Source organism: Micromonospora sp. NPDC049139 (genome assembly GCF_055586845.1).
Genome location: NZ_JBVJHK010000024.1, coordinates 77,153 through 96,465, shown reverse-complemented (window position 1 = coordinate 96,465; position 19,313 = coordinate 77,153). Strand labels below are relative to the sequence as shown.

The following is a 19,313-nucleotide window of genomic DNA, read 5'->3' as shown; positions in this document are numbered from 1 at the left end:
TAACGACCCCGGCCCGGCCACGATTCCGCCCCCACGATGCCCCCGGTCACACCCCGAACCGGACCCACGGGACACTGCCACCCGACCCCTGTCGACCTGCCCTCACAGACGGGGCACAACGTGCCCCGGCAGGCAATCGAGCCTGCTGTGACGGGGGGTGGTCCCACAGACGGGGCAGCTCGACAGCGCCCACCGCACCCACCCCACCGCCCCGGTCAAGAGCGGGCCGACGGGCCGTGACCTCGCGGTGGACAGCTCGCCAACCCATCGCCGTCGCCTCCCGACGGGCGTCCCGACGGGCCTCCCCCACGGCCAATGCCGGACAACGGACAGCCAGGCACGGACGGCGCGCGACCACCGACGGGGTGTGGCCCGCCGTGCCCGGCGCAGGGATCAAGCCTGACTGCCCGGAGCCGGGCACGGCGGGCCACACCCCCACCACCACGCACCGCAACCCAACACCCCACACCACGACCATCAGCAAGCAGGAACCAGAGAACAAGCCGACGCCCGCCGGGAAACCTCCCGACGGGCGTCAGCCGTTTCGCGGTGCCCGGGCACTGCCCGGAAGGCGCTCACCGTCAGCGCGCGGCCCCCATGCCGAAGCGGTGGCGCTTGCGCCAGACCAGCGACAGCAGCAGAAGCACCGCGCCGGCGCCGACGAGGCCGCCGCCGAACTTCATCGGGGTGCTCAGGCTGTCACCCGTGACGGGCAGCGGCGCCGGGGAGTGCTTCTTCAGCACGGTCAGCGTCGCGGTCGCCACCTTCTCCGACGACTCACCCCGGGCGCGGAAGGTGTAGGTGCCGTGGTGGCGCGGCGTGTAGGTCGTGCGGAACTCGCCCTCGTCGTCGGCCGTGACCTCCCAGCTTCTCGGGTTCGGCTGCGGGGCCTGCTGGAACGAGACGGGCGCCATCGCGACCAGCTCGCCGTTGCTGCGCCGCGCCTGCTCGGTGCCCAGTACGGGGGCGGCGAGCGGCGCCGTGCTGGCGGTGATCACGACCGTCTCGCCCGGCGTCCAGCCGGTGCCGATCAGTGTGGCGGTCTGACCGACCACGACGGTCGTCGGGCTCACCGCAAGGGTCGCGGGGCCGGGCGCGTAGGGCGGTGGTTGGGTTTCGCTCGGCGCCGGCTGCGGCTGCGCCGCCCCCGCGGCGGACGGCGCGGCCACCACGGCCAGACCGACCGCGAGCGCCATGATGATGCGGGATAGCCGCATGATTGGTTCCCTCCTACTGGTCACAGCTTGGTGCGGAAACAACTTGGGTGGTCCATGGGGTGGCGGTGGGGGTCAGCCACAGTTCGGCCGTACCGACGCCGGTCTTCGCGGTGAGCACGGTGACCTCCAAGGTGCGGGAGCCTCCCGGGCCGACCTCGACGTTCGCCGTGGTCACCTGGCGGCGCCGTTCGGTGCCGCTGCCCACCGCCGTCTCGACGCCGTCGAGGTGGGTGGTGAGCACGGTCCCGCCGGCGGGGCTGTACACCGACACCAACGTGCGGGCGGTGTACGGGTCGCCGGCCAGGCCGAGGCCGAGGACCGACTTGCTGAGACCCGACTTGGGCGCCGACGAACGCAGGGTGACCCGGAGCCGGAGTTCCCGGCGGCCGTCGGTCCGGCAGTCGCCGACGGTGAGGGTCGCCGTCTGCCGGAGGTAGTAGCCGAGCTTCGCGCCGCTGCCGTCGTTGAGGAACACGCCGACCGTCGGCACGACGTCCTTCTCCGGAAGCACCCCGGCCATTCGGCTGTCGCCGATCGTCCGTTGCTCTTCGGGTCGGGCACTCCAGAACAATATCCGGCGTTCGGTGACAGCACGGTCAAATGCGGACAATAACCCCTTCGGGTCGTATTTCTTCGTGACCAGCGCGTCGAACACGGCGGCGGCGGAGGCCGCGAAGAAGGCGTCCTGCTCCTCGTTGTCCATCCGCTGGTAGCTGTCGCCGAGCACCGTCTGGACGACCTTCTCCGCGGCCAGCGGGAGCCCGCCGGGCACCATCACCGGGCCGGTGGCCTTCAGCAGGTACGACAGCACCACCGGGTCGACGGCGAGCACGCCGTCCACCGTGGTCCCCGTACGCCGGCGGAACATCTCCCGGTAGAGCGCGGCGGCGGTCGGGAAGTGCGGGGTGAGGTTGACGTCCGCCGGATAGATCCCCGGCAGGTCGGCCCAGAGGTGACGCACCTCCGCGGGCACCTTCAACGGCGGCTGGAACCGGCCCAGCGTGCTGCTGCTGCCCTGCCGCCCCATCCGGACCCGGCCGTCGTCGGCGTGGATCACGGCGTACGCGCCGATCATGCCGCCGGTGGCGCGCAGCTCGGCCGGATTCTGGGACACCACGAGATAGGTGCGCGGGCCGGCGGCGCCCAGCAGGGGCGGGAGCAGCCGGGTGGCCTGGTCCGCCGCGGCGGTGAGGCCCGCCAGGCGGTCGATCTCCCCGCGCAGGTCGACGAGCGCCTGCCGGACCTGGCTCACCAGGCCGTCGGTGGGCACCGTGGCCAGGCTGCTCCGGGTGCCCTGCACGGCCGCGTTGACGGTCGTCAGTTCCGCCGAGACCGTCCGCAGCCGGGCCACGTCGAGCCGCCCACCCGCCGGCACCAGGCTGGCCAGGTCGGTGCGGAGCAGCAGCGGGAACGCCTGCCGGGCCAGGTCGTCGACGGCGACCGAGATCTGCCGCACGGCGGCCAGGTTGTCCCCGGCGTACGGGGTGTGCCGGCCGAGCCACCAGCCGGGGTCGCCGGTCGCCGACCTGGCCTTGCCCGCCTGCTCCTGGAGCGCGGCCAGGGTGCGCTGCGCGCGGGCCGTGTCACCGCCGACCACCTGGGCGCTGAGCTCCCGGGCCAGCCCGGCGGCGTTGAGCAGGTGGGCGCGGGCCTGCCAGCCCCGGAAGCCCACCCAGCCGCCCGTCACCAGGAGCAGCGAACCCACCACGAGGCAGGCGAGAAGTGCCCGGCGAAGCTGCCGACGCCGCCGGGGCCGGCCCCGCCGCCGGCGCGTTCTCTGGCTCTCCGTCACACCACACGTCCCTTCGCGGAAACGGACAGAAGACCCTATTCCTCCGCCTGTTCCTAACAGGTAACGATCGTTTTCGCCGGTAGATGACGGTATTAGCCGGTACGCGAGGGTTGCTCGCGGTTCAGCGGCCGGTGGCGCGGCCGGCAGCCGCCTCGTACAGCAGGCGTTCGATCCGGTCCACGCCCGCCGGCATGGACATCTCCCGCAGGTACGCCTCCCGGCCGCGCCGGCCCATGTCCACCCGGGCGGGCGGCGGGATGGTGGCGGCCAGCCAGAACCGGTCGGCCAGGCTCGCCCAGTCCTCCGGCGGGCAGGACAGCCCGGCCCGGGCCCGCTCCACCAGCTCGGCGGTGTCGCCGCCGGCCGAGGCCACCACCGGCGCGGCGCAGGAGAACGCCGCCTGGAGCTTCGCCGGCAGGGTGCTGCGCAGCTCCGGGAGGTCGCGCAGCATGACGAGCTGGTAGTCGGCGGCGGCGTACAGCTCCGGCATGTCCAGCGGAGACCGGCGTTCGACGAAGCGCACGTTGTCGGCGCGTAGTTCGGCGGCGAGCCCCCGCACCCGCCGCTCGTCCGCGCCGGAGCCCACCAGGACGAGGTCCATGGTGCGGTCCAGCGCCGCCGCCGCCCGTACCGCCGTCTCCAGGCCCTGCCGGACGCCGATGGTCCCGGCGTGCATCACCACGCAGCGGTCGTCGCGGCGCACCAGCCGGCGCGCCGCCCCGCTGGGCCGCGCGGGCTGGAAGATCCGCTCGTCGGTCCAGTTGAGCACCACCTGCACCCGGGCCGGGTCGGCCCCGGCGGCCACGACCTTGTCCCGCAGCGACGGCGCGGAGACCGCGATCCGGTCGGCGGCGCGGTAGGCCCGGGTCATCGCCGCGCCGATCCGCCCGGCCCACCGCCCGTTCCCGGCGCCGGTCGACTCGTCCGCCGCCCAGACGTCCTGCACATGGACGACGGTCGGCACCCGGCCCAGCAGCCGCAGCAGGCCGGCGGCGGCGAAGGCGGTCGCCGGCGGCAGGTGGACGTAGAGCGCGTCGACGTCGGCGAGGAACGGCCGACCGGTCAGCGTGGCGCTGCCGGCGAAGGAGAGGTAGCCGGCCATCCGCGTGCGCAGCGACCCGTCGCCGGCGCTGTAGCGCGGGACCCGGCGGACGGTCAGCCGCTCGCTGCGGGTCTCGTGGCGCCACCGCTGTCGCCACCCCGGGTAGACGTGCCCGCCGGGATAGTCGGGGAAGCCGGTCAGCACCTTCACCTCGTGTCCCCGCACCGCGAGTTCCTCGGCGAGGCTGCCCGGGATGAACGCCGGCTCGGGCGGGAAGTGGTAGGACAGGATCCCGATCCTCATCGGCACGCCTCCGTCCGGGTCGGGCGGTTCGGCGCGGCACGGCGTGGTGGACGCGTCGATCCCGCGTACGATGCCCGCATCCCCTCCGCGTCCGGCCGGCACCGACGGCCGGCGGCCGGCGCGGCGTTGCCCGCGCGAGCACCGACGAGAGGGATCCAGATGGTCGACCGCGTGCTGTTCGTCTGCCACGCCAACCTGTGCCGGTCCCCGATGGCCGAGTACCTCGCCCGCCGCCTGCTGGCCGGGCAGCCGGTCGTGGTCTCCAGCGCGGGCACCGACGCCGTCGACGGCCTGCCGATGCACCCGTACGCGGCGGAGGTGGCGACGTGGGCCGGCGGTGACCCCACCGGCTTCCGCACCCGGCGGCTGCGCGGGGAGCACCTGGTCGGGGCGACGCTGGTCCTGGCGGCCACCCGACGCCAGCGCTCGGTCTGCACCGCGCTCGCGCCGGCGGCGCTGCACCGGACGTTCACCCTGCGCCAGTTCGCCCGGCTGGCCGAGGCCGCGGACGCCGCGGATCCGGCGGACGACGCGATCGCGGACCCGACCGACGGGCCCGTGCGGGCCGCGGTCCGGGCGGCCGCCCGCGCCCGGGGGCGGCTGCAACCCGCCACCCCCGACGCGGACGACCTGGTGGACCCGATCGGCGGGACCGCCGCCGACTTCCGACGCTGCGCCGAGGAGATCGAACGGTCCCTGCGACCCCTCGCGGCGCTCATCGGGACAGCCGGGTGAGTTCCTGCGTGCGGTCGCTGACGCCGTCGATCCGCTCCGCGTGCCGGGCGGTCTTGGCCCGGTCGGCCGGCACGTCCGCGGGCCCGCCGGCCGCCACCACCCGGTAGGCCTCGTACTGGTAGGCCTCGGCCTTGGCCACCTTGGCCATGTTCAGCACGCAGCCGAGCAGCCGGACGGAGACCGAGTGCAGGGAACGCGCGGCGGCGGCCACCTGCGTCCGTGAGGTGCGTCCCTGCTGGGAGACCAGGAGCGCGCCGTCGGCCTGCACGGCCACCACCACGCCGTCGGTGACCGCCAGCAGCGGGGCGGTGTCGATGATGACGATGTCGGCCGATTCCCGCAAGGCGAGCAGCAGGTCCGCCATCGCCTTCGAGCCGAGCAGCTCGCTGGGGTTGGGCGGCGCCGAGCCGCTCGGCAGCACCAGCAGGGACTTGTCGCCCCAGCGCTGCACCACGTCGCCGACCTGGACGTCGCCGACGAGCACGTCGGTGAGCCCGATGCCGGCGTCGAGCCCCAGGTAGTCGGCGACCTTCGGCCGGCGCAGGTCGGCGTCGACCAGCAGCACCCGCCAGCCGGCCTCGGCCAGGGCGATCGCCAGGTTGCAGGAGAGCGTGGTCTTGCCCTCGCCCTGCAGGGCGCTGGTGACCGCGATGACCCGGGCGGGCTCGTGCACGTCCACGAAGCGCAGGTTGGTGCGCAGCTTGCGGACCGCCTCGGCGCGGGCGGAGTTCGCCGCGTCGCCCACGATCAACGGCTCCGACTTCGCCGTGCTCTCGAACGGGATCTCACCGAGCAGCGGGCTGCCGGTGGTGCGCTGCAAAGCGGCGGCGTCGCGCAACCGGACGTCGGCCACCCCGCGCAGGATCGCCAGGCCCACGCCGGCGAGCAGCCCCAGCAGCGTCCCGATGACGACGTTGCGGACCGGCTGCGGCGAGACGGGGCTCGAACTGACCCGCGGCCCGCTGACCACCTCGATCTTGATGGGGCCTGCCTTGCCGTCCTGGGTCGTCTCCACCTTCTGCACCAGCTCCACGAACTTCGCGGAGAGCGCCTCGGTGACCTTCAGCGCCCGGTTCTGGTCCGTGTCGGTCACCGACGCGCGCAGCAGGACGGTGCCCGTCTCGGTGGACGTGCTGACCAGACCCTGGACCTCCTCGGCGGTGAGCCCGATCGCGTTCTCGGCCACCACGCTCTGCGCCAGCCGGTCGCTGGTCAGCAGCTCCGCGTACGACTTGACGCGCTGCTGGAGGAAGAGGCCGCCCTGGTAGGCGTCCGTGACGCCCTGGCTCGGCGTGGTGACGAAGAAGGTCACCGAGGCGACGTACCGGGGCTGGGCCCGGACGGTGACGAGGGCGGTGACGCCGAGCGCGACCATGACGGTGAGGAGCACGATCCACCAGTGCCGACGCACGAGGCGGAGTTGGCGGTACAGGTCCATCAGGCGCGCCTCCGTACCAGGCCGGTAACGCCAAAGAACTTCACGAAAACCCCCAAGGTCGACATAATCTCGTGAAACCATTAAAGCGACTCATACGACCTATGTCCTGAGTTATGCATTTTCACCCCTTGACATCTACGCCCGACCCACCAACCGACAAACGGGCGTGCGGCGTCCCGGGACGCGGGGAGAAACGAACGGGCGTGACGTCTCCGACGACGAGCCGTCCCGACTCGCCGGTGGCGGCTGCGATGGATAGGGTCGGTGACGGTGTGCCGGGAAGCCTGGTCGGCAGCTACCCCCTGCTGCCCCGACACCAAGGTGAACCTCACGCATGAGCGACCGCGCCCCGCACACCGGCCCTTCCCGCCCGACCCGCCGGCTCTTCTCGCGTACGTCCTGGCCGGAGGCCCGCTTCCTGGCCGACGTACTGCGGACCGAGACGGTCGGCGGCGGTCTCCTCCTGCTCGGCGCGGTGATCGCGCTGGTCTGGGCGAACTCGCCCTGGGAGTCCGCCTACCAGACCCTCGGCGGCTGGGTGCCGTGGGCCGGCGGGGCTGCGCTGCACCTCGACCTGAGCCTCTCCGCCTGGGCGGCCGACGGCCTGCTCGCGGTCTTCTTCTTCGTGGTCGGGCTGGAACTGAAGCGGGAATTCGTCGTCGGCGAGTTGCGGGACCCGCGGCGGGCGGCCCTGCCGGTGATCGCGGCGGTCGGCGGAATGGCGCTACCGGCGCTGATCTACGTCGCGGTCAACCTGGCCGCCGGCGGCGACGGCCTGCGGGGCTGGGCCATTCCCACCGCGACGGACATCGCCTTCGCCCTGGCCGTGCTGGCCATCATCGGCTCCCACCTGCCGCAGGGCCTGCGGGCCTTCCTGCTCACCCTCGCGGTGGTCGACGACCTGCTCGCGATCACCGTCATCGCGATCTTCTACACCGACGACTTCAGCCCGCTGCCGCTGCTCGCCGCGCTCGCCCCGATCGCACTCTTCGGCCTGCTCGTGCAGCGCCGCAGGACCTGGTGGTGGGCCCTGATCCCGCTCGCGGTGGCCGCGTGGACGCTCGTGCACGCCTCCGGGGTGCACGCCACCGTGGCGGGCGTCCTGCTGGGCTTCACGGTGCCGGTCCTGGGCAGGGACGGCGACACGCACGGGCTCGCCGAGCACCTGGAGCACCGCTGGCGCCCGGTCTCCGCCGGCTTCGCCGTGCCGGTCTTCGCGTTCTTCGCGGCCGGGGTGTCGCTGCGGGGCGCCGACCTGGGCGCGATCGTCACGGACCCGATCGTGATCGGCGTCGTCGCCGGCCTGGTGGTCGGCAAGGCCGTCGGGATCTTCGGCTCGACGTTCCTGCTCGCCCGCTTCACCCGGGCCCGGCTCGACGAGGACATCACCTGGGCCGACCTGCTCGGGGTGGCGCTGCTCGCCGGGGTCGGGTTCACCGTCTCCCTGCTGATCGGCGAACTCGCGTTCGGCGCCGGCAGCGCGGCCGACGACAACGTCAAGGCGGCTGTGCTCACCGGCTCGGTGATCGCGGCGCTGCTCGCCGCGGTCGTGCTGGTCCGGCGCAACGCCGCCTACCGGCGGATCGCCGAGGCGGAGGCCGTGGACGCCGACCGCGACGGCGTGCCGGACGTCTACCAGCGCGGGGACGGCTGACCCGGACGGCCGAGGGCTGATCCGGGACGGCCGAGGGCTGATCCGGGACGGCCGAGGGCTGATCCGGGACGGCTGCGGCCGGAAGCCGCGCGGAACTCCGGCGGAACGACAACCGGCCCGCCGGAGCCCGGACGGGTCAGCGGCGCCGCTCGGCCGCCCGGCGCTCCTCCTGCTCGTCGGCGAGGGCGTCACTGACCGGCTCCATCAGGTCGTCGGCCGGCACCGCCACCTCCTCCGCCCGGTCCTGCTCGTCGGCCCGCCCGCCGGCCGGCGGCTGCGGGGCGGTGGCGTCTCCGGCGAAGCCGTACTCGTTCGGCTCGTCATGCTTGCTCATGTCGGCAGTCCTCCCGCTTTCTCCGGTTTCGCCTCCTACCGCAACGGTAGGTGGTGATCCTCTTGCCCGCTGGAGGCCGCCGATAGTCGTGGCGGCGCCGCGCCGGTGAGCGCGGCCCACAGCAGCCGGCGCAGCAGGACGATCGCCGCCGCGGCCGCCAGCTCCGCCCAGCCCTGGTCGACGGCCAGCCGCAGCAGGCCGGCGGCCGTGAGCAGGTCCAGCAGTACCCGCAGCGCGCAGCGCCAGGAACGCGTGCCGACCAGCGCCGCCAGGCCGGCGAGCGTGGCCAGCGCGGTGGTGGCGGTGGCCAGGACACGGGTCACCTGGCGTGCTCCGTCTCCCCCACCTGCCGCTGCTCCTGGCGGATCTCCCGACCGAGGAAGTAGTTCAGCGCGGTCCGGATGGTGGCGATGGCCGCCAGCTGCCCGATCTGGGTGAAGGTCGGCGAGACCGCCGTACGCAGGATGTCCGCCGCGAGCTGGAACTCCAGCCCGAGGGTGAGGAACCGCCCCAGGGAGAGGCGGATCGGGGTGAACACGGCGGCGCTGCGGTGCCGCAGCCCTTCGACCACGAACCGCAGCGCCGCCCAGGCCGCGCCGACGAAGATGACCACCGCGCCGGCGACCTCCACCGCGGTGACCAGCAACTGGTAGCCGTGGCGCAGCACCTCCTCGACGCCCACCCGCTGGCCTTACCCGGCCCGCCGGGCGGTAGTCGGGGCATCAGGTGAGCTGCGCGACCGCCTCCAGGATCAGCCAGAGGCCGCAGATGGCGAAGAGCGCGGCGGCCCCGTACTTGATGGTCTTCTCCGGCAGCCTCCGGCCGAGCATCCGCCCGACCAGGATGGCCAGCGCGTCCGCCGCCACCATGCCGACCGTCGAGCCGAGCCAGGTGCCGAACCAGCCGTACTTGGTGGCGAGGGTGATGGTGGCGAGCATGGTCTTGTCGCCCAGCTCCGCCAGGAAGAACGCGACCGACACCGCCACGATGGCGGACTTGCTGGTCTTCTCGGCCTTGCGCTTCTCCTCCTCGGTGAGCGTGTCCCCGCGCAGGGTCCACGCGCCGAAACCGAGGAACGCGAGGCCCGCCACCAGCGAGATCCACTCCGTCGGGAGCGCGGCGCCGAGGCCGTAGCCGATCGCCACCGAGGCCAGGTGCACGACGGCGGTGGCGACGGTGATGCCGATCAGGACCGGTACGGGTTTGAAGCGGGTGGCGAAGGTCAGGGCCATCAGCTGGGACTTGTCGCCCAGCTCGGCGACGAAGATGACGCCGAAGCTGACCACCAGCGCGACGAGGAAACCTTCCATGACATCCTTCCGGATCACGCCGGGAGGAGGTACGGGGGCGCCCTCGACCCGGCTGCGACAGCCTGAGTCGAAGGTCTCGCCCGCCCCGATGACGAGGCCGCGTGGCCGGATGCGGAACGCACCAGTGTGTCGACCACGACATTGGGGGCTACTCCCCTTCGCGCCGCCCAGCCTAGCCGACCACCGGCGGGGCCGGGCGCCACGGGTGAAGATCGTCACGCGCCGCCGGCCGGCCGGTCCCGGTCACTCCGCGCGGGCCAGGGTGACGCCGAACAGGCCGTCCGGGTCGGTCCAGAAGTCGTGGACGCCGAAGCGGGCCGCCGCCAGCTCCGCGGCGATGCCCTCGGGCCGGAACTTCGCGGACACCTCCGTGCGCAACTCCTCGCCCTCGGCGAAGGTGACCGCCAGGTCGAGCACCCGGACCCGCATCGGCCGGAGCGCGCGCAGCCGCATCTCGATCCACTCCCGCGCCGGGTCCCAGAGCGCCACGTGGGCGAACGCCTCCGGGTCGAAGTCGGCGCCCAACTCCCGGTTGACCACCCGCAGCACGTTGCGGTTGAACTCGGCGGTGACCCCGGCCGCGTCGTCGTACGCCGGCACGACGACCGCCGGGTCCTTGACCAGATCGGTGCCGATCAGCAGCCAGTCCCCCGCCTCCAGGGCGCCCCGCATCGCGCCCAGGAACCGCGCCCGCTCGGCCGGCAGGAGGTTGCCGATGGTGCCGCCGAGGAAGAGCACCAGCCGCCGCCCGCCGGTCGGCAACCGGCCCAGGTGACGGGTGAAGTCCCCCACGATGCCGCGCACCCGCAGCCCCGGGTAGTCGGCCGCGATCTCGACGGTGGACTGGCGCAGGGCGCTGACCGACACGTCCAGCGGCACGAACGTGCCGAGGCCGCCCCGCCGGGTGAACGCGTCCAACAGCAGCCGGGTCTTCTCCGACGAGCCCGAACCGAGCTCGATCAGCGTCTTCGCGCCGGTCAGTTCGGCGATCGCGCCCGCCCGTTCGGCCAGCACGGCGCGTTCGGCCCGGGTCGGGTAGTACTCCGGCAGCCGCGTGATCTCCTCGAACAGCTCGCTGCCACGGGCGTCGTAGAACCACTTGGGCGGCAGCCACTTGGGCTCGGCCGTCAGGCCGGCGCGGACGTCCTCCCGCAGGCTGCGGCCGAGGTCCTGCTCCTCGAGGTGGATCTCCAGCGGCTCGGCGCCCATGTCTTCCCCTTCGTCGTCGGAACGTCCCTGTCGGCCGGCGGTCAGACCTCGGCGAGGGCGCGCAGACGCACCCCCGTCGCGGTCGCCTCCACCAGTTGTCCGTCCGGCACGGCTTGCCAGCCGGGGTCGTCGTCGTGCGGTTCGGACGCCAGCAGCACCGAGGCCGGGGTCGCGCGGATCGACAGCGCGTGCCCGGCCACGCTGGCCACCACGGTGTGGCCGTCGGTGAGCAGCAGGTTGAGCCGGGACCCGGGGGCCGCCACGGCCACCGCCGTCACGGTCTCGGCGATCGCGCGGGCAGGCTTCACCCCGGCCCGCAGTCGGTGCCGGACCAGCGCCCAGAGCAGCGCCGAGTCGGTGGCCGCGTCCAGGGTGAGCAGGTCACGTACGGGCAGGGTGCCGGCGAGCGGGACCATCGTGTCGGGCCAGCCCCGCACCACGCCGTTGTGGCTGAACAGCCAGGGCCCCTCGGCGAACGGGGCGGCGGCCCCGTCGAGCACCGCCATGCCGACCGTGGCAGAACGGACGGCGGCCAGCACCGCGCCGGCGGAGGTGACCGCCGCGAGCTGCGCGATCGTGGGGTCGCTCCAGATCGGCTGGGCCCGCCGGTAGCGCACCGGCTCGCCGGAGCCCGGATACCAGCCGACGCCGAAGCCGTCGGCGTTGATCGTCCCGCCGCCGCGCATGTCGCGCGGCGCCCAGGACTGCCGCACCAGGGCGTACGGCGGGTCGAACAGCAACTCCCGCAGGGTGACCGGCGGTCCCAGGTAGGCCAGGTGGCGGCACATCAGGCGGCCGTCCTCACGGCTGCGACTCCTCTGGCCGGGCGTCGCGGGCGCAGCGGAAGCCGCTGAAGATCTGCCGCCGGATCGGGTAGTCCCAGTTGCGGAAGGTGCCCCGGCAGGCGACCCGGTCGGTGCCGAACGACCCGCCCCGCAGCACCTGGTAGTCGTCGCCGAAGAAGACCTCCGAGTATTCGCGATAGGGGAACGCGGTGAAGCCCGGATGCCCCCGGAAGGTGGTGGAGGTCCACTCCCACACGTCGCCGATGAGCTGGTGCACGCCCAGCGGCGAGGCGCCCGCCGGGTAGGCGCCCACCGGGGCCGGCCACAGGTGCCGCTGCCCCAGGTTGGCGTGCTCGGCGGTGGGGTCGTCGTCACCCCACGGGTAGCGGCGGGAACGGCCGGTGGCCGGATCCCAGCGGGCCGCCTTCTCCCACTCCGCCTCGGTCGGCAACCGCTTGCCGGCCCAGGCCGCGTACGCCTGCGCCTCGTGGTGGCAGACGTGCACCACCGGCTCGTCGTCGCGGACCGGGGCCCACCGCCCGAAGCGCAGGTAGGCCCAGCCGTCGCCGTCGCGCCGCCAGTGCATCGGCGCGGACAGCCCCGCCTCCCGGCGGTGCCGCCAACCGGCTGGGCTCCACCAGCGCGGGTCGTCGTAGCCGCCGTCGGCGATGAACTCGCGGTAGCGGCCGTTGGTCACCGGCGTGGCGTCGATGACGTACGCCGGCAGGTGGACCCGGTGGGCGGGGCGCTCGTTGTCCAGCGCCCACGGGTCGGTGTCGGTGCCCATGGTGAACTCACCGGCCGGCACCAGCACCTCGCCGCCGACCCGGGTCCGCGGCTCCGGCGGCGGCGGGGCGGGCAGCACCGCCGGGCCGGCGCGGAGCTGGTGGGTGGCGAGCATCGTCTCGTCGTGCTGCTGCTCGTGCTGCACGATCATGCCGAAGGCGAAGCCGTCGGCGACCAACGGACGGTCGGTGAACGCCACCCTGTCCAGCAGGTCGAGCACCTTGTCCCGGACGGTGAGCAGGTAGGCGCGGGCCTCCTCCGGCGGCAGCAGGGGCAGCGACGGGCGGTCCCGGCGGGGCTGCTTGAACGCGTCGTACAGGTCGTCGATGTCCCGCCGGACCGGCTCGCGGCCACCCACGTCCCGGACCAGCCAGAGTTCCTCCTGGTTGCCGACGTGCGCGAGGTCCCACACCAGCGGGGACATCAGCGGCGAGTGCTGCCGCACCAGGTCGGCCTCGTCGACCGCCTCGGTCAGCAGCGCCGTGCGGGCGCGGGTGCGTTCCAGCTCCGCCGCGATCCGGCTGCGCAACCGCTCCGCGCCCGGCCGCTGCGTGGTCGCTCCGGTCACGCGTGCCTCCTCCCCGCGGCGGCTCGTCGCCGCCGTACGCCTCGGTCGATGTCGTCGTGCAGGGCCGCCGGCAGGCCGAGCCGGGGCAGGGCGGTCAGGGCCAGGTCGAACAGCTCCACGGCGGCGGCGGCCAGCGCCGGGTCGCGCAGGCCGTGCCGGGCGGCGGCGCGCCAGCGGTGCGCCACCGGGCCGGCGACGGCGCGGGCCGCGTGCACGGTGCCGGGCTCGGCGAGCAGGGCGGCCACCACCGCGAGCGCGACCGCCCAGCCCCGGCCGGGCTGTGCGTCGAGGTAGCGCAGCTCCAGGTAGCCCCGGGGGCGCACCGGCGGGAACAGGGTGCTCACGTGGTAGTCGAGGTCGTCGGTGGTCGGCGGTCGGGGCAGCGCCCCGTCGACCCAGTCGGCGAAGCTGACGGCCGGCGGCGGCGTCCAGTCGGGACCGCCACCGCGTACGCAGAGCAGCGGCGCGGCGAGGACGTAGTCGGTCCAGGCGGCGACCGGGTCGACGTCGGCCCGCGCCGGCGTCCACACCGGCCGGGTGCGGGCCGGGTCGATGGCGAACCAGGCCGCCATGCGCGCGGACGCCCAGCCGGTGGCCCGGCCGGCGTGCCGGGCGGCCGTGGCGAAGGCGGCCAGCAGGGGCGGCCCGAGCGCGTGCGCCGTCGCCCAGCGGGCCGGCAGGTGCTCCGGCTCCCCGGCGTCCAGGCAGACCTGCAGGCCGGCGGTGCTGTACATCATCGTCCGGCCGGCAGCGCCACGCCGGTCGAAGACGTGCCGCATGGCGCGGTAGCGGGGGGTCTCGACCACCGCCCGGGGCGGCCGGTGGGGGTCGATGCCGCTCTGCCCGAGGACCAGCCCGGCGGCGGCGAGCAGGCCGCTCAGCTGGGCGATGTCGCCGTCGGTGGCCTGGACGAGGGTGGCGAGCGAGGTGCGGGGCGCGGTGGAGATCTCCAACTGCCCGCCGGGCTCGACGGTCACGGTGCCACCGTGACGGAGCGGTGCGGCGGGGCTCGCGCGGTCGAGGGTCGGGGGGCTGTGCCGCCCCAGCGCCGCCCGGAGCCGCTCGCCGTCGACGGGGCGGGCGGGGTCGGCGGCGTCGTGCACGGTCCATTCGAGTTCGACGCCGGTGTGGGTCGGCGGGCCGGTCTTGAAGCAGATCCGGGCGAGGTGACCGGCGGCTGCGGCGCGCTCCCGCAGGACGATGCTCCGGTCGAGTTCCGGCGACGTCACCACAGGACGGTCTCCCTTCCCCGCGCCGACTTCCGGGCCATGTCACCGTAGCGCCGCCCACCGTCATCGGCAGGGCGTCGGCGGCCCACCACTTCTGTTTCTAACAGACGGATTTCGCGGGGTCGGCCGGAACGAGCAGGGCAATCAGCCGGTCGCCTCCGGGGACGGTGCCGTCGTGGGCTCGGCGTTCTTCGGCTCGGCCTCGGGCGCCAGCTCCCGGCAGAAGTCGTCGACGTTCTCCCGGCCGCCCGCCGCGGTCACCACGCCGGCGTACGCGGAGCTGTCCAGCGCCTTCTCCCGCTGGGCCGGCGGCTTGGCCAGGTACGCCTGACAGAGCCCCCGCATCTGCTCGGTGCGCTGCTCCGGCGGTCGTGGCCCGCCACCGCCCGGGGCGCCGGGGGTGGCGGCACCGGACGTGGGGGCGGCGGACGGGCCGCGCGAGCCGTCGGTGGGCGCGTCGGAGGGGGTGCCGCCGCTGCCGGTGGCGCCGGTCGACCCACCCCGCTCCGTACCCGTGGTGGCCGGTGCCGGCGTGGCCGGGCGCGGCGGCGGGGCCGGGTCGTCGGGGCGGTCCAGGGTGACGGCCGCGAAGGCGGCGCCCGCCGTCGCGGTGACCGCGATTCCGGCGGCCCAGGCCACGGCGCCGGCGGTGAACCGGCGTCCGCGCGGTGGCCGCGTCGCAGCGGTGGCGGCGGGCGCGGCGGCGCGGGCGGCCCGGAAGGCTGCCAGCGCGCCCTCCTCGCCGGCCAGTTCGCCGGGGCGGGCGGGGGCCGCCGCGGCCGAGAGCAGCCGGGCGAGCGACTCCGGGCCGGCGTCGGGCGAGCCGGCGCGGGCCGCGTCGAGCAGCCGGTCGGACTCGGCCCGGTCGGCGGGCCGCTCGTGCCGGCGGAAGGTCATCTGATTCCCCTCACGTCAACCGTCCGCCGGCTCGGCGTGCGGCGCCTGCCGCCGACCGGCGCGCGGACGCGGCGGGGTGGCTCCCTCGGGGTCGGCCGGCGGCTGGGACAGGTCGTAGCGTGTCATCAGGGCGGCGAGGCGGCGCAGACCCCGGTGGGCGGCGGTGCGCACGGCACCGGGCCGGCGGCCGAGCACCCGCCCGGCGGTCTCGGCGTCCAGCCCGATGACGGCGCGGAGCAGGACCGCCTCGGCCTCCCGGGGCGGCAGGGTGGCGATCAACGCCAGCGCCGCCTCGGTGCCGATGGTCTCGCCGGCCCGTTCGGCGGTGTCGGCGTCGCCGGCCAGCTCGCTGAGCGCCTGCACCGGCACCGGCAGCGACGGGCGGCGGCGTTGCCGCCGCAGGTGGTCCATGGCCCGGTTGCGGGCGATGGTCACCGTCCAGGCCCGGAACTCGCCGCCGGTGAAGCTGGGCAGGTCGCGGGAGATCTGCAGCCACGTCTCCGACGCGACGTCCTCGGCGTCGGCGCCGACCAGGGCGGTCAGGTACCGCAGCAGACCGGGTTGGAGGCTGCGGTAGAGGAAGCGGAAGCCGTCCTCGTCGCCGGCCTGCGCCGCCGCGACCGCGTCGTTCAGCTCAGCGGACACGGGACCGCCACTTCCGCTTCCCGGACGCGCCGGGGTGGCGCACGCCGAAGCGGGCGTGCGCGACGCCAGCACGGTCCGGCACCCGGACCTGATCCCGCACCCTCAGCCCCCCGCTGACCTGGTCACGCCCGGGACCGCGGCGGCCCGGACGGTAGTTCTGGACTCTCGCCACGGCGGCACGGCCGGCGGCGCGGCGCCGGCGACGCCGTGGGGCGGGCCCGAGTCGGGCTAACGGTAGGAGCACCGGGCCGATCGGACAAGTCGGCCCCGGTCGGCAAAAGAGTGAGAATTATCTACCTGATCGGGTGGCGGGTCGCCGTAACGCGGCGCGCGCCCGCGACGCTGCGCCCGTGCTGGAGGGGCGTTCGTCCAGCGTACGGTGGCGACGGGCGGATCTCGTCACGGGGCGTCCCCGGACGGTCACACCATATCGGAGGCGACCGCCGGCACACAGCCCCCGACGGGGCGGCCCGCGCCGGTGGGCCGGCCCGCTCACCGCGCGCCGTTCTCCGCCGCTCTGGGTACGGTGGTGCTGTGTTGTCATCGGAGGTCGTACTCAGCGGTCGGTACCGCCTGGACGAGCGTGTCGCCACGGGCGGCATGGGCGACGTCTGGCGGGCCAAGGACCTCGTCCTCGGCCGTCAGGTCGCGGTCAAGGTCCTGCTGCCCGCCCTGGTCTCCGACCCCGATTTCATCGCCCGTTTCCGCGCCGAGGCACGGATCATGGCCGCTCTGCGGCACCCCGGCATCGTCCAGGTCTTCGACTGCGGCGAGGACGACCTGCCCGACGGCGGCCGGGCCGACTACCTGGTCATGGAGTTCGTGACCGGCCAGCCGCTGTCCAAGCGGATCGAGGCCGCCGGCCGGCTCGACGTCGGCGAGACGATGGCGATCGTGGCCCAGGTCGCGCAGGCCCTGCACGCCGCGCACCTCGGCGGGATCGTGCACCGCGACGTCAAGCCGAGCAACCTGCTGGTCCAGGAGGACGGCAGCGTGGTGCTGGTCGACTTCGGCGTGGCCCGGTCGACGAACGTCACGAGCATCACCAGCACCAACGCGGTGCCCGGCACCGCGCTCTACATGGCGCCCGAGCAGGCCGCCGGCCGGCCGGTCTCGGGGGCCACCGACATCTACGCCCTCGGTGCCGTCGCCTACTGCTGCCTGAGCGGCAGCCCGCCGTTCACCGGCGACAACCCGCTCCAGGTCGCCGTCCGGCACCTCGACGACGAGCCACCGGAGCTGCCGCACGACATCCCGGAGGCCGTTCGCGCGCTGGTCTCCCGCGCCCTGGCGAAGGATCCGGCCGACCGGTTCAGCAGCGGGGCCGCGATGGCCCAGGCCGCCCGCGCCGCGGTCTCCGACCCGTCGGCGGCGACCGCCATGGTGCCCGCCCCCGGCGTCGCCGCGCTGCGTGGCGCCGACCCGGGCACCCGCACCGACGTCCCGGTCGTGCCGGCCGCGGCCGGGCGGAAGAAGCGCCGCGGCCCCCTGGTGGGCGCGGCCGCGGCGGTGCTGGTGGCGTTGGCGGGCCTCGGCGCGGCGCTCGGCGCGACGAGGGACACCGACGCGCCCGCGGTGAACGTGCCGAAGACGACGGCGCCGGCCGCCGTGCCGAGCGCGGAGGCGCCGACCGAGCAGAAGCAGAACCCGGACCGGGGTCGGCCGTTCCGGCCCGCCGGGTCCACCTCCAGCCCGTCGCCGTCGCCCACCGTGCCGCCGGAGTCGCCCCAGCCGAGCCAGACGGCCGGCCCGGAATCCCCGGGGCCGACGGGCAGCACGGATCCGACGCCGCCCGGCGGCGGCTCTTCTTCGGGCCCGCCGACGGGGCCCGCGACGCCGAGCGGCGGGCCGAGCACCCCGTCGGACGACACGAACAACCCGCCGGGTGGCGGGGGCGGCGGCGCGGCGACGGACCGTTCGGCCTGATCTCGGCACCCGTGCCGCCGCGCGCGCCGGCGGCGATCCCGCCGTTCGGGCGCTCCGGTGACGCACTGTCGACACTCCACGTACCCCGGCAGCACCGGTAATCCCAAAACGGACTTACGGGTACAGAGATCGCTCTAGGCTCCCAAGCAGGTTGTTTCCGTCTGCCTCGGGAGTCCGGGTGAGCGTTGAGAAGTTGGTCGTCATCGGCCAGGGGTACGTCGGCCTGCCACTGGCCATGCGGGCCGTCGAGGCCGGCCTGGACGTGATCGGCCTGGACGTCGACTCCGACCGGGTCAAGCGGCTCGCGTCGGGCGAGTCGTTCGTCGAGGACATCCCCGCCGACCGGCTGGGCCGGGCGCTGGCCAGCGGCCGGTACCACCCGAGCACCGAGTACGCCGACGCCGAGGGCTTCGACATCTGCGTGATCACGGTGCCCACGCCGCTGCGCGACGGCACGCCCGACCTCAGCTTCGTCGAGCAGGCCGGCATCGGCATCGGCCCGTACGTCCGGCCGGGCTGCGCGGTGGTGCTCGAGTCGACCACCTACCCCGGCACCACCGAGGAACTGCTGCGCCCGCTGCTGGAGTCGGCCAGCGGGCTGCGCAGTCCGGGCGACTTCCACCTCGGCTACAGCCCCGAGCGGATCGACCCGGGCAACCAGACGTGGCGGCTGGAGAACACCCCGAAGGTCGTCTCCGGGGTGGACGCGGACTCCCTCGCCCGGGTGGACGGGTTCTACCGGCGGATCGTGGAGCGGACCGTGCCGGTGGGCTCCACCCAGGTGGCCGAACTGACCAAGCTGATCGAGAACACCTTCCGCCAGGTCAACATCGCCCTGATCAACGAGCTGACCATGCTCTCCCACCACCTGGACATCGACGTCTGGCAGGCGATCGAGGCGGCCGAGACGAAGCCGTTCGGATTCATGCCGTTCCGGCCCGGCCCCGGCGTCGGCGGGCACTGCCTGCCGATCGACCCGTGCTACCTGTCGTGGCAGGTCAAGCGGCGCCTCGGGCGGCAGTTCCGGTTCATCGAGCTGGCCAACGACGTCAACCACGAGATGCCCGAACACGTGGCGCAGCGGATCATGGGCGGGCTGAACCGGACCGGCCGCACGATCAGCGGGGCCCGGCTGCTGCTGCTCGGGCTGGCATACAAGAAGAACACCGGCGACATGCGCGACTCCCCCGCGGTCGACGTGGCCCGCCGCCTACAGGCGCTCGGCGCGGACGTGCGGGCGGTGGAGCCGTACGCCGAGCCGCACCACATCCCCGGCGGGGTCCTCGTGGTGGAGCTGACCGAGCGGGAGATCCGGGCGGCGGACGCGGTGGTGGTGGTCACCGACCACGACGTCTTCGACTACGACCTGGTCGTCCGGCACGCCCGGTACGTCTTCGACTCCCGCAACCGGTGCTCCGGGCCGGTGGTGGAGCACCTCTAGAC

General features: G+C 74.4%; 18 protein-coding genes. 4 read left to right on the top strand and 14 right to left on the bottom strand.

Going from position 1 to position 19,313, the window contains the following annotated elements:
* Window positions 1–581: 581 nt before the first annotated feature.
* From ACZ6Q9_RS29865 to ACZ6Q9_RS29855, 3 genes are all read right to left on the bottom strand, one after another.
* Window positions 582–1,217 carry a hypothetical protein gene (locus tag ACZ6Q9_RS29865; RefSeq protein WP_393266068.1) on the bottom strand — a complete coding sequence of 212 codons (636 nt, stop codon included), beginning with the start codon at window positions 1,215–1,217 and terminating at the stop codon, window positions 582–584.
* A 13-nt stretch (window positions 1,218–1,230) separates the two neighbouring features.
* Window positions 1,231–2,922 carry a DUF4012 domain-containing protein gene (locus tag ACZ6Q9_RS29860; protein WP_396830429.1) on the bottom strand — a complete coding sequence of 564 codons (1,692 nt, stop codon included), beginning with the start codon at window positions 2,920–2,922 and terminating at the stop codon, window positions 1,231–1,233.
* A 208-nt stretch (window positions 2,923–3,130) separates the two neighbouring features.
* A complete protein-coding gene (locus ACZ6Q9_RS29855) occupies window positions 3,131–4,354 on the bottom strand; it encodes a glycosyltransferase family 4 protein (RefSeq protein WP_396830431.1) in 1,224 nt (407 codons plus the stop codon).
* 159 nt (window positions 4,355–4,513) lie between these two features.
* Here ACZ6Q9_RS29855 and ACZ6Q9_RS29850 point away from each other — a divergent pair, with 159 nt between their 5' ends.
* Entirely contained in the window at window positions 4,514–5,089 is a 576-nt protein-coding gene (locus tag ACZ6Q9_RS29850; protein WP_396830432.1) for an arsenate reductase/protein-tyrosine-phosphatase family protein, read from the top strand.
* Here the strand turns inward: ACZ6Q9_RS29850 and ACZ6Q9_RS29845 are convergent.
* On the bottom strand, window positions 5,070–6,527 hold the full coding sequence (locus tag ACZ6Q9_RS29845) for a tyrosine-protein kinase domain-containing protein (RefSeq protein ID WP_393266079.1): 1,458 nt from the start codon (window positions 6,525–6,527) through the stop codon (window positions 5,070–5,072). The genes ACZ6Q9_RS29850 and ACZ6Q9_RS29845 overlap by 20 nt on opposite strands.
* Window positions 6,528–6,861: 334 nt before the next feature.
* On the opposite strand from ACZ6Q9_RS29845, the gene nhaA reads away from it, so the two are divergent.
* Complete coding sequence (nhaA, locus tag ACZ6Q9_RS29840) at window positions 6,862–8,181, top strand: Na+/H+ antiporter NhaA (protein ID WP_396830434.1); 1,320 nt, start codon at window positions 6,862–6,864, stop codon at window positions 8,179–8,181.
* 136 nt (window positions 8,182–8,317) lie between these two features.
* Here the strand turns inward: nhaA and ACZ6Q9_RS29835 are convergent, their stop codons facing one another.
* From ACZ6Q9_RS29835 to ACZ6Q9_RS29790, 10 genes are all read right to left on the bottom strand, one after another.
* Window positions 8,318–8,515: a hypothetical protein gene (locus tag ACZ6Q9_RS29835; protein ID WP_393266084.1), complete on the bottom strand. Its 198-nt coding sequence runs from the start codon at window positions 8,513–8,515 to the stop codon at window positions 8,318–8,320.
* A 35-nt stretch (window positions 8,516–8,550) separates the two neighbouring features.
* Entirely contained in the window at window positions 8,551–8,838 is a 288-nt protein-coding gene (locus ACZ6Q9_RS29830; protein WP_393266086.1) for a hypothetical protein, read from the bottom strand.
* Window positions 8,835–9,197: a DUF1622 domain-containing protein gene (locus tag ACZ6Q9_RS29825; RefSeq protein ID WP_393266088.1), complete on the bottom strand. Its 363-nt coding sequence runs from the start codon at window positions 9,195–9,197 to the stop codon at window positions 8,835–8,837. Before ACZ6Q9_RS29825 ends, ACZ6Q9_RS29830 begins: the two co-directional genes overlap by 4 nt.
* 40 nt (window positions 9,198–9,237) lie before the next feature.
* Window positions 9,238–9,825: a TMEM165/GDT1 family protein gene (locus ACZ6Q9_RS29820; RefSeq protein WP_357699458.1), complete on the bottom strand. Its 588-nt coding sequence runs from the start codon at window positions 9,823–9,825 to the stop codon at window positions 9,238–9,240.
* A gap of 243 nt (window positions 9,826–10,068) precedes the next feature.
* Window positions 10,069–11,034: an L-histidine N(alpha)-methyltransferase gene (gene egtD / locus ACZ6Q9_RS29815; RefSeq protein WP_393266091.1), complete on the bottom strand. Its 966-nt coding sequence runs from the start codon at window positions 11,032–11,034 to the stop codon at window positions 10,069–10,071.
* A 41-nt stretch (window positions 11,035–11,075) separates the two neighbouring features.
* Window positions 11,076–11,822, bottom strand: a complete 747-nt coding sequence (gene egtC, locus ACZ6Q9_RS29810) for an ergothioneine biosynthesis protein EgtC (protein ID WP_357699454.1) — start codon at window positions 11,820–11,822, stop codon at window positions 11,076–11,078.
* 13 nt (window positions 11,823–11,835) lie between these two features.
* Window positions 11,836–13,173 (bottom strand): ergothioneine biosynthesis protein EgtB, encoded by a 1,338-nt coding sequence (egtB, locus tag ACZ6Q9_RS29805; protein WP_396830436.1) that lies wholly within the window; start codon window positions 13,171–13,173, stop codon window positions 11,836–11,838.
* Window positions 13,170–14,405, bottom strand: coding sequence for an ergothioneine biosynthesis glutamate--cysteine ligase EgtA (gene egtA, locus ACZ6Q9_RS29800; RefSeq protein ID WP_396830438.1), 1,236 nt, complete (start codon window positions 14,403–14,405; stop codon window positions 13,170–13,172). The genes egtB and egtA overlap by 4 nt, the downstream gene beginning before the upstream one ends.
* A gap of 141 nt (window positions 14,406–14,546) precedes the next feature.
* Window positions 14,547–15,299 (bottom strand): hypothetical protein, encoded by a 753-nt coding sequence (locus tag ACZ6Q9_RS29795; protein WP_396830440.1) that lies wholly within the window; start codon window positions 15,297–15,299, stop codon window positions 14,547–14,549.
* 15 nt (window positions 15,300–15,314) lie between these two features.
* Window positions 15,315–15,944, bottom strand: a complete 630-nt coding sequence (locus ACZ6Q9_RS29790; protein ID WP_396830442.1) for an RNA polymerase sigma factor — start codon at window positions 15,942–15,944, stop codon at window positions 15,315–15,317.
* A gap of 534 nt (window positions 15,945–16,478) precedes the next feature.
* Between ACZ6Q9_RS29790 and ACZ6Q9_RS29785 the strand changes: the two genes are divergently transcribed.
* A complete protein-coding gene (locus ACZ6Q9_RS29785; protein ID WP_396830444.1) occupies window positions 16,479–17,870 on the top strand; it encodes a serine/threonine-protein kinase in 1,392 nt (463 codons plus the stop codon).
* A gap of 178 nt (window positions 17,871–18,048) precedes the next feature.
* Window positions 18,049–19,311, top strand: a complete 1,263-nt coding sequence (locus tag ACZ6Q9_RS29780) for a nucleotide sugar dehydrogenase (RefSeq protein WP_350707623.1) — start codon at window positions 18,049–18,051, stop codon at window positions 19,309–19,311.
* The last annotated feature ends 2 nt before the right edge of the window (window positions 19,312–19,313 follow it).

Coding starts and splice junctions, on each gene's coding strand:
- nhaA (WP_396830434.1), top strand. CDS start 6,862: ATGAGCGACCGCGCCCCGCACACCGGCCCTTCCCGCCCGACCCGCCGG.
- egtC (WP_357699454.1), bottom strand. CDS start 11,822: ATGTGCCGCCACCTGGCCTACCTGGGACCGCCGGTCACCCTGCGGGAG.
- ACZ6Q9_RS29845 (WP_393266079.1), bottom strand. CDS start 6,527: ATGGACCTGTACCGCCAACTCCGCCTCGTGCGTCGGCACTGGTGGATC.
- ACZ6Q9_RS29850 (WP_396830432.1), top strand. CDS start 4,514: ATGGTCGACCGCGTGCTGTTCGTCTGCCACGCCAACCTGTGCCGGTCC.
- egtD (WP_393266091.1), bottom strand. CDS start 11,034: ATGGGCGCCGAGCCGCTGGAGATCCACCTCGAGGAGCAGGACCTCGGC.
- ACZ6Q9_RS29855 (WP_396830431.1), bottom strand. CDS start 4,354: ATGAGGATCGGGATCCTGTCCTACCACTTCCCGCCCGAGCCGGCGTTC.
- ACZ6Q9_RS29820 (WP_357699458.1), bottom strand. CDS start 9,825: ATGGAAGGTTTCCTCGTCGCGCTGGTGGTCAGCTTCGGCGTCATCTTC.
- ACZ6Q9_RS29865 (WP_393266068.1), bottom strand. CDS start 1,217: ATGCGGCTATCCCGCATCATCATGGCGCTCGCGGTCGGTCTGGCCGTG.
- ACZ6Q9_RS29835 (WP_393266084.1), bottom strand. CDS start 8,515: ATGAGCAAGCATGACGAGCCGAACGAGTACGGCTTCGCCGGAGACGCC.
- ACZ6Q9_RS29795 (WP_396830440.1), bottom strand. CDS start 15,299: ATGACCTTCCGCCGGCACGAGCGGCCCGCCGACCGGGCCGAGTCCGAC.